This is a genomic window from Nocardioides sp. (assembly GCF_030655615.1).
Lineage (GTDB): Bacteria > Actinomycetota > Actinomycetes > Propionibacteriales > Nocardioidaceae > Nocardioides.
Window position 1 is genome coordinate 1 of the sequence record NZ_JAURVJ010000211.1, and the last position, 12,374, is coordinate 12,374.

Genomic DNA, 12,374 nt, shown 5'->3' on the forward strand with positions numbered 1-12,374 from the left:
AACCTCGCCGAGTACCTCGGCAGCGAGCGCGGCGACGACCAGGCCATCACCGCCGACGACTACGGCATCGACGACGAGGACGCCGTCATCGGCCTGGTCGAGGCCTCGGTGCAGGCCGGCCGCGAGGGCGCCCGCATCCCGAGCAACCTGACCCCCGACGTCCTCGACCTGTCCGACGACATCGCCGACGTCGGCGGGTGCAACTACCAGCTGCCCGAGCGGCCGCTGTGCGAGCGCGGCGCCGTCGGCTCCGACAAGGTCATCGTCGTCACCGGCGACTCCCACGCCCGGGCCTGGATCCCGGCGTTCGAGAGGATCGCGACCGAGGCCGGCTACGCCACCTACTACCTCGTCAAGCAGCAGTGCACGGCGTCGTTCGTCGACCCCGGCCGCCTCGGCACGGGTGACCCGTGGCCCGAGTGCGAGGAGTTCCACGACTGGGTCGTCGACCGGGTCACCGAGCTCAAGCCCGACGTCATGGTCGTCGCCACGTCACCGCCGCCGGCCGGGGTCTACAACGACGCCGGCGAGAAGGTCGTCTCGCGCGAGGGCGTGCACGACGAGCTCGCCGTCGGCTTCGACGACATGTTCGCCACCTACGAGCCGCTGGTCGGCAAGCTCCTGCTGCTCGAGGACGTGCCCCGCCTGCCCGAGGAGCCCGGCGCCTGCCTCGCCGCCAACGACAAGATGGGCGACTGCATCTTCGGCCCCACCGACTACAACGAGGAGATGCGCCAGGTCTCCGTCGACGCGGCCGAGCGCGCCCGGATCGACCACGTCGACCCGACCGCGTGGCTGTGTGCCGACGACCAGTGCCCGGTCGTCATCGGTTCGACCATCGCCTACCGCGACCGTGCCCACATCACCGCGACCCGCGCCGGCGAGCTGTGGTTCCCGCTCGGCGTCGCGCTCGGGCTGCTCGAGGACCCCACGCCCGACGACGAGCAGAGCAGCAGGCGCCGCAGCCGCGAGCGCTCGACGGAGGAGCCGGTCGAGCCCGAGACCTCGGACCCGGCCGACCCGACGAGCGGTCCGACCAGCGACCCGACCAGCGGGACCACGACCGGCACGAGCTCGGAGACCGAGACCTCCGGCGCCCGCTGACCGACCGAGCGGTCAGTGTGCGTCGAAGCCGGTGATCCGTACGCCGGAGTGGATCTTGTAGCGCTTGTTGATCGAGATCAGCACGGCGGTGAGCGGCTCGAGCTGGCGGGCGAGCCGGAGCTTGCCGGCGTCGACGCCGTCGCGGCCCGACAGCGAGCGCGCGAGCTCGATGACGACGGCCTTGGCGTCGGCGTCGTCGCCGCAGACCAGGACGTCCTCGTCCTCGATCAGGTCACGGTCGCCCCACAGGGTGACGGCGGAGACGTGGTGGAAGGCGCCCACGAGGGTGGCGCCGGTCGCGATCCGCTGGGCCGACTCGGCCGCCGATCCCTCACCCGCGTCGACGACGATGCCGCTGGGGCCGCGCTTGTCAAAGGCGAGCGGGTTGACGCACGAGACGACCACCTTGCCCTCGAGCGCGGGGGCCAGGTCCTCGACGAGCTCGTCGTGCCCGTCGGAGGGGACGGCCAGCACGACGACGTCGGCGCCCTCGCAGGCGTCGGCGTTGGCCGCTCCGGTGACCGAGCCGGCGCCGTCGACGTCGGTGAGCCGCGCGGAGACCTCCTCGGCGACGGGGACCGCCTTCTCCGCGGCGCGGGACCCGAGGACCACGGTGTGCCCGTTGCGGGCGAAGCGGTAGCCCAGCCCCTTGCCCTGCGGTCCGGTTCCTCCGATGACGGCGATGCGATAGCTGGTCACGCGCCGATGATGCCAGGGGTCCGTCCACCCGCTCGGACGAGGGCCGTCGGCTGGGCTATCGTGACAGCACCACTGTCAGAGTCGACCCACGTCACCGCAGGAGCACCCATGAAGCTGTCCACGATGCTGATGTATGACGGCAACCCCCGTGCCGCCGCCGACCAGGTCGTCGACCTCGAGCGAGCCGGCCTCGACCTGGTGTGGGTGGCCGAGGCCTACGGCTTCGACTCCCCCACGCTGATGGGCTACCTGGCCGCCAAGACCGACACCGTCGAGATCGGCGCCGGCATCCTCAACGTCTTCTCGCGCACCCCCGGCGCCCTGCTGCAGACCGCAGCGGGCCTCGACAACGTCTCCGCCGGCCGCGCCGTGCTCGGCCTCGGCGCCTCCGGCCCCCAGGTCATCGAGGGCTTCCACGGCCTCCCCTACACCCGCCCGCTGGGCCGCACCCGCGAGGTCATCGAGGTCGTGCGCCAGGGCCTGCGCCGCGAGAAGCTCGAGCACCAGGGCCGCGACATCACCCTGCCGCTGCCGGCCGACCAGGGCCTCGGGCTCGGCAAGCCGCTCAAGCTCCTCACCAAGCCGGAGCGGGCCGACGTACCGATCTGGGTGGCCGCGCTCGGCGACAAGAACGTCGAGATGACCGCCGAGATCGCCGACGGCTGGATGCCCCACCTGGTCTATCCCGAGAAGGTCGCCGAGACCTGGGGCGGCCCGCTGGCCGCCGGCAAGGCCAAGCGCTCCGCCGACCTCGGCCCGCTGCAGATGACCGGTGGCGGCATGCTCGCGATCGGCGAGGGCGAGGAGACCAAGGCGATGCTCGACTTCGCCCGCCCGCTCTTCGCGCTCTACGTCGGCGGCATGGGCGCCAAGGGCAAGAACTTCTACAACGACCTCGCGTGCCAGTACGGCTACGAGAAGGAGGCCACCGAGATCCAGGACCTCTACCTCAGCGGCAAGAAGAAGGAAGCCGAGGCGCTGGTCCCGCTCGAGTGGCTCGAGGCCGCCAACCTGGTCGGTCCGGCGTCCTACGTCGCCGAGCGGGTCGAGGCCTTCCGCGAGGCCGGCATCACCCACCTCAACGTGATGCCCGCCTCCGCCGACCCGGCTGCCACCCTGGCTGAGCTCAAGGAGATCGTGGGCTGACCGTGGTGGAGATTCACCGCTGACCCGGGGTTTCTCCTCCTTCTGTGGCGAAGTTTCGTCGCAGAAGGAGGAGATTCACCGCTGAGGCGGAGGATCTCCACCGTGTGACGCCTGCTCACTTCTGTGACGTGAGTGACCGCGTGATGACGGCGTTCGCCGCCCGCTGGAACCCGTGGACGACGGCCTCCAGGGTCAGCCGGCGCAGGGCAGAGACGGTCTCCTCGAGCCGGCGGGCGTCCTCGGGCGAGGAGCTCTGCCGGCGGTAGGGCTCGAGCACCTGCTCGTGCAGGATCGTGGTGAGCTCGTCGGCGAGCGCCTCCATGTGGCGGCGGATCGCGGCCTCGGCCAGCCCCAGGCTCTCCCGCGGCACGTCGACGCCGAGGAGTCCCAGGCCGACCGGGAGCGACGACATGACCCGCCACCCGCCGTCGACGGGCTCGACGGCACCGGTGCTGGCGAGGGTCTCGAGGTCGTCGTCGGACAGCACGCGCCCGGCCTTCTTCTCGAGCGCCCGCCGCGTGAGGACCTCGGGGGGTTCGGAGGTCCACGAGGTCAGCATCGCCCGCTGCAGCGCGAGCTGCTCGACCGTCGCGTCGGGCGGGATCGCGGCCAGGACGCGCTCGGCGGCCTGCAGCGTGAAGCCGTGGTCCTGCAGGGCGCGCACCAGCTCGAGGCGCGCCCGGTGGACGGGGCCGTAGTAGGCGATCCGGCCGAGCTTCACCGGGGGCGGGACGAGCCCGAGGCTCGCGTAGTAGCGCGTCGTGCGCACCGTCGTACCGACGGCCGCCGCGAGCTCGTCGATGGTCAGCAGGTCGGGATCGACCTCGTCGGGGGCTACACCCATGACGATGACAGTAGTACTGTCACATCAGCACTGGCGAAGACACTCATGGAGGACAGCATGCCCGAGACCCCGTCGATCTACGAGCAGGAGCACGAGGACTTCCGGTCCACCGTGCGCGCGTTCATGGACAAGGAGGTCGTCCCCCACCACGACCAGTGGGAGAAGGACGGGCAGGTCAGCCGCGAGGTCTGGCTCAAGGCCGGCGAGATGGGCCTGCTCTGCTTCGACGTCGACGAGCAGTACGGCGGCGCTGGCATCAAGGACTTCCGCTACAACGCGATCGTCGCCGAGGAGACCAGCCGGGTCGGTGCCAGCGGCCTCGGCTTCCCGGTCCACACCGACATCATCGTCCCCTACATCAGCACCCTGGGCACCGACGAGCAGAAGCAGCGTTGGCTGCCGGGCCTGGTCAGCGGCGAGCTCATCAGCTCGATCGCGATGACCGAGCCGGGCGCCGGGTCCGACCTGCAGGGCATCCGGACGAGCGCCGTCGACAAGGGCGACCACTACGTCCTCAACGGCTCCAAGACCTTCATCTCCAACGGCATCATGAGCGACATCGTCATCGTGGTCTGTCGTACCGACCCCGACGCCGGCCACCAGGGCATCAGCCTGGTCGTCGTCGAGCGCGGCATGGAGGGCTTCGAGCGCGGCCGCAACCTCGACAAGATGGGCATGCACGCCCAGGACACCGCCGAGCTGTTCTTCGACAACGTGATGGTGCCCAAGGAGAACCTCCTCGGCAAGGAGGGCGAGGGCTTCATCAACCTCATGGTCAATCTGCCCCAGGAGCGCGTCTCGATCGCCGCGATCGCGGTCGCCGCGATGGAGCACATCATGAAGATGTGCCTCGACTACGCCAAGGAGCGCGAGGCCTTCGGCAAGCCGATCGGCAAGTTCCAGCACAACCGCTTCATGCTCGCCGAGATGGCGACCGAGGCCTACATCGCCCGGCTCTTCGTCAACGACTGCATCATGAAGCTCAACGCCGGCGAGGTCGACACCTCGCTCGCGTCGATGGCGAAGTGGTGGACCACCGAGCTGCAGAAGAAGTTCGCCGACCAGGGCGTCCAGCTCTTCGGCGGCTACGGCTACATGTCGGAGTACCCGATCTCCAAGGCCTACACAGACTCCCGGATCCAGACGATCTACGGCGGTACGACCGAGATTCAGAAGGAGATCATCGGTCGGATGCTCGGCATCTGACCGGCAATCCCCCGACGACACGCCATGGACCTCGACCTGCCCGAGACCGCGATCGCCGTCCGTGAGGGCGTGGCGGCGGTCGCCGCCAAGTACGACCACGCCTACTGGTCCCGCTGCGAGGAGGAGCACCGCTTCCCGCGCGAGGTCTTCGACGACCTCGGGGCGGGCGGCTGGTTCGGCCTCTGCGTCCCCGAGGAGTACGGCGGCGGCGGACAGGGCCTGCTCGAGCTGGCCGTCGCCAACGAGACGCTGTGCGCGTCCGGCGGGGTCGCCGGGACGTTCTTCTACGTGACGACACCGGGCTTCGGGGCGATGACCCTGACCCGGCACGGCACCGAGGAGCAGAAGCAGCGCATCCTGCCCGGGCTGGCCGAGGGGACGGTCCAGTTCTGCCTGGCGCTCACCGAGCCCGACGCCGGCAGCAACGCGATCGAGATCCGCACCCAGGCGCGCCGCGACGGCGACGAGTTCGTCATCAAGGGCCAGAAGATCTGGATCTCCAACGTCGAGAACGCCGACTGGATGATCGCGGTCACCCGCACCATCCCGGCCGGCGAGACCGCCGGGCGCGGCCTCTCCCGCACGGCGGGCTTCACGCTGTTCCTCGTCGACGTCAAGGAGGCGCTGGCCGACGGCACGCTGTCCTACACGCCGATCCCCAAGATGGGCAGCAACATCCTGCAGTCCAGCCAGGTGTTCCTCGACGACGTCCGCGTCCCCGCGGCCAACGTCATCGGCGAGGTCGACGCCGGGTTCGGCGTGCTCTGGGACGTCCTCAACCCCGAGCGCATCCTCGCCGCCGCCGGCGGCATCGGCACCGCCGAGGCGGCGCTCGACATCGCCAGCCGCTACGCCCGCGAGCGCGAGGTGTTCGGCCGCCCGATCGGCGCCAACCAGGCGATCCAGTTCCCCCTGGCCCAGATCAAGGCCAAGACCGAGCTCGGTCGGCTGATGACCTACAGGGCCGCCTGGCTCTTCGACCAGGGCCGCCCCTGCGGCAACGAGGCCAACGTCGCCAAGCTGACCGGCGCCCAGGTGGCGTGGGAGGCGGCCGACCAGGCGTTCCAGACCCTGGGCGGCATGGCCTACTCCAAGGAGTACCCGATCGAGCGGATCTTCCGCGACGCGCGGATCGGCAAGAACATCCCGGTCTCCGAGCAGCTGGTCCTGGCCCACATCGGCACCTCGATGCTCGGCCTCCCCAAGAGCTACTGATCTTCCGCGAACGCTGGTCGGAACCTTGCTGGATCCGCCATCGTTCTCCCAGCACGTGACCCACGCCACACCAGCCGATCGAAGAGGATCACCATGACCGACGTCCTGACCGAACGCGCCCGCATCCAGGGTCTCGTCGAGGGCCGCACGCTGCCCGCCGCGCTGGCCGACGTGGTCGCGTCCTCGGGCGACCACCCGGCGTACTCCGACAAGCACCACGTGCCCGAGGGCGAGACCTGGCGCACGCTCACCTGGACCCAGACCCGTGAGCTGGCGCTCGACGTCACCGGCGCCCTCCTCGCGCACGGCGTCCGGACCGGCGACACCGTCGCGATCATGGCGACCAACCGGATCGAGCACTTCGTCGCCGACATCGGGGCGGTGCACGCGGCGGCCACGCCGATGTCGATCTACAACACCCTGTCGCCCGAGCAGGTGGCCTACGTGGCCGGCGAGTCCCAGCCCGCGGTGGCGGTCCTCGAGAACGCCGACCACCTGGCGCGGTGGGAGCGGGCCCTGGGCGAGACGCCCAGCCTCACCACCATCGTGCTGCTCGACGCCGAGGCTCCGGCCGGTGACGAGCGCTTCACGACCTGGGCCGACTTCGTGGCCGCGGGGGCGGCCTACCGCGCCGAGCACGAGGCCGAGGTGGCCTCGCGCGCGGGCGAGCTGACCCCCGACTCGCCGGCGACGATCCTCTACACGTCCGGTACGACGGGCAACCCCAAGGGCGTGGTGCTGACCCACCTCAACGTCCTCTACGAGGCCCAGTCGACGCTCGAGGCGGCCGGCCTCTTCGACCCGCAGGTCGGCGTGAGCTACCTGCCGCTCGCCCACATCGCCGAGCGGGTGCTCGGCCTCTACGGCCCGCAGATCCAGGGCAGCCACATGCACGCGATCGGTGACCCGTCGCAGCTGCTCGCGACCCTCGGCGAGGTGCACCCGACGGCGTTCTTCGGCGTGCCCCGCGTCTGGGAGAAGATCAAGACCGGCATCTCCGCCAAGCTCGCCGCCGACCCCGACCCGGCCAGCCGCCAGATGGTCGAGGACGCGATGGCCGCCGGCCTCGCCTGGGTCTCCGCGCAGGAGACCGGCGGGGTGATGACGCCCGAGATCGAGCAGGCGTACGCCGACGCCGAGGGCGCGATCCTCGGCTTCCTCAAGCTGCTCCTCGGCCTCGACCAGGTCACCTGGGCGGGATCGGCGGCCGCGCCCATGCCGATCGAGGTCGCGAGGTTCATGGCCGGCCTCGGTCTCAAGGTCTTCGACGTCTACGGGATGACCGAGACGTGCGGCGCCATCACGGCCAACGGCCCGGAGGCGTTCAAGCTCGGCATGGTCGGCCGCCCGACCCCCGGCATGGAGGTCAAGCTCGGCGAGGACGGCGAGGTGCTCGTCCGCGGCCCGGTCGTCACTCCCGGCTACCACCGCCAGCCCGAGGCGACCGCCGCGCTCATCGACGACGACGGCTGGCTCCACACCGGCGACATCGGCACCCTCGACGACGACGGCTTCTTCGCCATCGTCGACCGCAAGAAGGAGCTGATCATCACCTCCGCGGGCAAGAACATCGCGCCGTCCAACATCGAGAACTACCTCAAGGAGTCCCCGATCATCGGCCACGCCATGGCCGTCGGCGACGGGCGCGCCTACATCGTCGCGATCCTCACCCTCGACGGCGAGGTCGCGCCGGTGATCGCACAGTCGATGGGCCTGGAGTTCCAGGACCTGGCCGAGCTCGCCCAGCACCCGCAGATCCGCGCCATGGCCCAGGCGGCCGTCGACGCCGCCAACGAGCGCCTCTCGCGGCCCGAGCAGGTCAAGGCGTTCGAGCTGCTGCCGACCGAGTGGACCGCCGAGTCCGAGGAGCTGACCCCGACGCTCAAGCTCAAGCGCCGCGTCGTCAACACCAAGTACTCCGACGTGCTGGACCGGCTCTACGGCTGAGCGGGGAGGCCCGACGAACGTGGTGGAGATTCACCGCCTACGCGGAGGTTCTCCTCCTTCTGCGACGAAGTTTCGTCGTAGAAGGAGGAGAAACACCGGTGCAGCGGTGAATCCCCACCACGTGTCGAGCACCGATCTCACACGCCGGCGTACTCGTCGCGCAGCCTGCCCTTGACCATCTTGCCGGTGGGCGTGCGGGGCAGCTCGTGGCGGAAGAGGATCTCGCGCGGCACCTTGAAGTGGGCGATCCGGTCGCGCGCGTAGGCCGTCAGCTCGGCGGCGAGCGACTCGTCGCCCTCGACGCCGGGCGTGGGCTGCACGAACGCGACGACGCGCTCCCCCATCTCGTCGTCGGGCACGCCGATCACGGCGATGTCGAGCACGGCGGGGTGCAGCGAGAAGAGGTCCTCGACCTCCTGGGGATAGATGTTGACCCCGCCGCTGATGATCATGAAGGCCTGGCGGTCGGTGAGGAAGAGCCACCCGTCGTCGTCGAGGTAGCCGAGGTCGCCGACGGTGGTCCAGTTCGGGTGGTCGGGGTGCTGGGTGGACGCCGTCTTCTCGGGGTCGTTGTGGTACGCGAACGACGCGCCCTCGAACTCCTCGCGCTCGAAGTAGAGCGTCCCGACCGAGCCGGCGGGCAGCTCGGCGCCGTCCTCGCCGCAGACGTGCGGCACCCCGATCAGCGGCACGCCGACCGAGCCGGGGTGGGCGAGCCACTGCTCGCTGTTGATCATCGTGCCGCCGTTGGCCTCGGTGGAGGCGTAGTACTCGTTGACGATCGGGCCCAGCCACTCGATCATCCGGTGCTTGACCTCGACCGGGCACGGCGCCGCCGCGTGCACGACGCACCGGAGCGAGGAGACGTCGTAGGACGTCCGCACCGGGTCGTCGAGCTTGAGCAGCCGCACGAACATCGTCGGCACCATCTGGGTGTGGGTGACGCGGTGCTCCTGCACGGCGGCGAGGAACTTCTCGGGGTCGAACTTCTCCATCATCACCAGCGTCCCGCCGAGCGCGTGGACGACGCCGCCGAAGCGCAGCGGCGCCGCGTGGTAGACCGGCGCCGGCGAGAGGTAGACGGTCGACTCGTCGAAGGCGTAGAGGCCACCGAAGATGGCGACGTACTTGTAGCCCGGCTCGTCGACGGCGTAGTCGGGCAGCGGCAGCTTGATGCCCTTGGGCCGCCCGGTGGTGCCGGAGGAGTAGAGCAGGTCGTCGCCGTGCGGCTGCTCGGGCAGGGGATCGGCGCCGGCGTCGGCCAGCGCTGACTCGTAGTCGCCGTAGCCGTCGACGCGGCCGCCGTAGGCCAGGCGCTCGGCGACCTCGACGTCGAGCGCCTCGACCAGCGCGACCAGCCGTGGGGAGGTTGCCGACACGACGAGCGCCCCGGCCCCGCAGTCACGCACGATGTACGACACCTCGTCGGCGCTCAGGTTGTGGTTGACGGCCGTGATGTAGAGCCCGGAGCGCAGCGCGGCCCAGTAGACCTCGTAGGTCTCGGGGGTGTTGTCGCTGAGCAGCGACACCACGTCGCCCGGCCGCAGCCCGGCGGCCCGCAGCCGGTTGGCCAGGCGCAGGCTGCGGTCGTCGAGCTCGGCGTACGTGAGGCTGCGACCGGAGCCCGCCATCACCAGCGCGGGCTTGTCGGGGTGGGTCTGGGCCCAGGTGCCGGGATACATGTCACGACTCTGGCAGTCGGTACGTCATCACTCCAGAGATGAGTTTTCGTCGCGACACCGGTCTATCGGGGAAATCCCTGATGCCGAGTGTCGGCACCACCTGGAAGGGTGACCCCCATGCACCGTCAGATCGCCGGTCGACTCACCGGCCGCGTCACCAAGTGGGTCGTGCTCGTCGCCGTCCTCGTCCTCGCCGGCGGCATGAGCTCGCTCAGCGCCAAGCTGGCCGACGTCCAGAACAACGAGGCCAGCTCCTGGCTGCCTGAGTCGGCGGAGTCGACCATGGTCGCCGAGGAGCTCTCCAGCACCATCGATCCCAACGACATCCCGACCCTCGTGGTCTACCACCGCGACGGCGGGCTCACCAATGCCGACTTCGCTGCGATGGAGGAGCAGGCCGGCGAGATCGGCCGGATCGACGGGGTCACCGACGCCGGCGTGCTGACGCCGGCCACGCGCCAGGCCGCCGTCGACCAGGGCGCCAAGCTGCCGCCGGTCGTGTCCGACGACGGTGAGGTCGCCTACCTCTACCTCGTCTTCAACTTCGGCAAGGACGGCTGGAACAAGATCCCCGACGCCGCCACCGAGATCCGCAACCTCAGCGAGATCGACGGCATCGACGTCCACCTGGCCGGCTTCGGCGGCCAGGCGGCCGACGCCGCAGAGGTCTTCGAGGGCGTCGACGGCGCGCTGCTGCTGGCGACCGGTCTCGTGGTGATCGTGATCCTGCTCTTCACCTACCGCAGCCCGGTGCTGTGGATCCTGCCGATCCTCAGCGCCGCCGTCGCCTACAACATCGCCGGCGGTGTCATCTACCTGCTCGCCAAGTACGCCGACCTCACGGTCAACGGCCAGAGTCAGGCGATCATGAGCATCCTGGTCATCGGGGCCGGCACCGACTACGCGTTGCTCCTCGTCGCACGCTACCGAGAAGAGCTCCGTCGCCACGAGGACCGCCACGAGGCCATGGCCTTCGCGCTCCACCGGGCGGCACCGGCCATCCTGGCCAGCGCGGCGACCGTCGTGGTGGGCCTGCTCGGCCTGGTCTTCGCCGACCTCAACTCCACGGCCGGGCTCGGCCCGGTGCTGGCGGTGGCCGTCGGGGTGACCGTGCTCGTGATGGTGACCTTCCTCCCGGCCCTGCTCGTCATCTGCGGGCGGTGGTTGTTCTGGCCGGTGCGCCCGACCTACGGGTCGCCCGAGCCGACGCAGACCGGGCTCTGGGCCCGCGTCGGTCGCCGGATCGTCCCGCGGCCGCGGGTGGTCTGGGTCGGCACCGCCGTGGTGCTGGCCGTGGCGTGCCTCGGGTTGTTCAAGATCGACACCGGGGGCCTGCCGACCGACGAGTCCTACACCAAGGAGTTCGACTCGATCGTCGGCCAGCGCGTGCTCGTCGACCATGGTCTCCAGGACACGTCCAACACCGCACAGGTCGTCTTCGCCACCGACCGCGAGGACGACGTCCTCGGCGCCCTCGGCGACGTCGACGGCCTCGGCGAGCTGGGCGACGTCACCGAGATCGGCGACGGCCGCTCCTACGTCGAGGCGACGATCGGCCAGGACATCTCCTCCCAGGCCGCCTACGACGTGGTGGTGGACACTCGCGACGCCGTCCACGCGGTCGACGGCGCCGGCGCCGAGGTCGGCGGCGGGTCGGCGTTCTACCTCGACACCAAGGACGCCGCCAACCGCGACAACAAGGTGATCATCCCGATCGTGCTGCTCGTGGTGTTCCTCATCCTCATCGGCCTGCTGCGCTCGCTGCTGGCGCCGCTGCTGCTCATGGGCACGGTGGTGCTGTCGTTCGGGGCTGCCCTCGGGCTGTCGGCGCTCGTCTTCGACTACGTGCTCCCCCACCTCTACGACCAGTGGCCGTCGAGCGCGGTGGTCGACCCGGGCTTCCCGTTGTTCGCCTTCGTGTTCCTGGTGGCGCTCGGGGTCGACTACAACATCTTCCTGATGACCCGGGTCCGCGAGGAGACCGCCGGCCACGGCACCCGGCGTGGCACCCTCATCGCGCTGTCGTCCACGGGTGGGGTCATCACCTCGGCGGGGCTGGTCCTGGCCGCGACGTTCCTGGTGCTCGGGACGATCCCGTTCGTCTTCCTCGCCCAGCTCGGGGTCGCCGTCGCGCTCGGGGTCCTGCTCGACACCATGATCGTGCGGTCCGTGCTGGTCACGGCCCTCAACCTCGACCTCGGAGCCAAGATCTGGTGGCCGAGCAAGCTCGACCCCGACGACCTGCCGCTCACCGTGGGCGACCTCGACCACGATTCGCAGAGCGAGGTCACGCTCGACAAGTCGGTCCCGGTCTGAGCGGGCCACTCCGTGGGCCGGGGAACACCCCCGGCCCACGGACGCTTACCGTTCTCGTGATGACCGACGCGCCGACGCCCCAGCAGGTACGCCGCGCCCTCGCACGGGCGGAGCGGGGTGCCGCGCTCGACGTGGCCGAGGCGACCGCCCTGCTCGCCGCCACCGGGGCCGACCTCGACCGGCTGACCGCCGCGGCGGCGCGGGTGCGCGACGCC

General features: G+C 70.3%; 9 protein-coding genes. 6 read left to right on the plus strand and 3 right to left on the minus strand.

What is annotated here, in order from left to right; translation table 11 throughout:
• Positions 1-1,104, plus strand: a 1,104-nt coding sequence (locus Q7T52_RS18345) for an SGNH hydrolase domain-containing protein (protein ID WP_304804995.1), incomplete at its 5' end; no start/stop codon positions are given.
• A 12-nt stretch (positions 1,105-1,116) separates the two neighbouring features.
• On the opposite strand, the gene npdG is transcribed toward Q7T52_RS18345, so the two are convergent.
• Positions 1,117-1,803 (minus strand): NADPH-dependent F420 reductase, encoded by a 687-nt coding sequence (npdG, locus tag Q7T52_RS18350; protein WP_304804996.1) that lies wholly within the window; start codon positions 1,801-1,803, stop codon positions 1,117-1,119.
• 108 nt (positions 1,804-1,911) lie between these two features.
• On the opposite strand from npdG, the gene Q7T52_RS18355 reads away from it, so the two are divergent.
• On the plus strand, positions 1,912-2,949 hold the full coding sequence (locus Q7T52_RS18355) for an LLM class F420-dependent oxidoreductase (RefSeq protein WP_304804997.1): 1,038 nt from the start codon (positions 1,912-1,914) through the stop codon (positions 2,947-2,949).
• 115 nt (positions 2,950-3,064) lie between these two features.
• On the opposite strand, the gene Q7T52_RS18360 is transcribed toward Q7T52_RS18355, so the two are convergent.
• Positions 3,065-3,793 (minus strand): MerR family transcriptional regulator, encoded by a 729-nt coding sequence (locus Q7T52_RS18360; RefSeq protein ID WP_304804998.1) that lies wholly within the window; start codon positions 3,791-3,793, stop codon positions 3,065-3,067.
• 57 nt (positions 3,794-3,850) lie between these two features.
• Here Q7T52_RS18360 and Q7T52_RS18365 point away from each other — a divergent pair, with 57 nt between their 5' ends.
• From Q7T52_RS18365 to Q7T52_RS18375, 3 genes are all read left to right on the plus strand, one after another.
• Positions 3,851-4,999 carry an acyl-CoA dehydrogenase family protein gene (locus tag Q7T52_RS18365; RefSeq protein WP_304804999.1) on the plus strand — a complete coding sequence of 383 codons (1,149 nt, stop codon included), beginning with the start codon at positions 3,851-3,853 and terminating at the stop codon, positions 4,997-4,999.
• Between the two features lie 24 nt (positions 5,000-5,023).
• Positions 5,024-6,214, plus strand: a complete 1,191-nt coding sequence (locus Q7T52_RS18370; RefSeq protein ID WP_304805000.1) for an acyl-CoA dehydrogenase family protein — start codon at positions 5,024-5,026, stop codon at positions 6,212-6,214.
• A gap of 93 nt (positions 6,215-6,307) precedes the next feature.
• A complete protein-coding gene (locus tag Q7T52_RS18375; protein WP_304805001.1) occupies positions 6,308-8,161 on the plus strand; it encodes a long-chain fatty acid--CoA ligase in 1,854 nt (617 codons plus the stop codon).
• A gap of 137 nt (positions 8,162-8,298) precedes the next feature.
• Here Q7T52_RS18375 and Q7T52_RS18380 read toward each other — a convergent pair whose 3' ends face one another.
• On the minus strand, positions 8,299-9,843 hold the full coding sequence (locus tag Q7T52_RS18380; protein WP_304805002.1) for an acyl-CoA synthetase: 1,545 nt from the start codon (positions 9,841-9,843) through the stop codon (positions 8,299-8,301).
• Between the two features lie 117 nt (positions 9,844-9,960).
• Between Q7T52_RS18380 and Q7T52_RS18385 the strand changes: the two genes are divergently transcribed.
• A complete protein-coding gene (locus tag Q7T52_RS18385; protein WP_304805003.1) occupies positions 9,961-12,159 on the plus strand; it encodes an MMPL family transporter in 2,199 nt (732 codons plus the stop codon).
• Positions 12,160-12,374 lie beyond the last annotated feature (215 nt).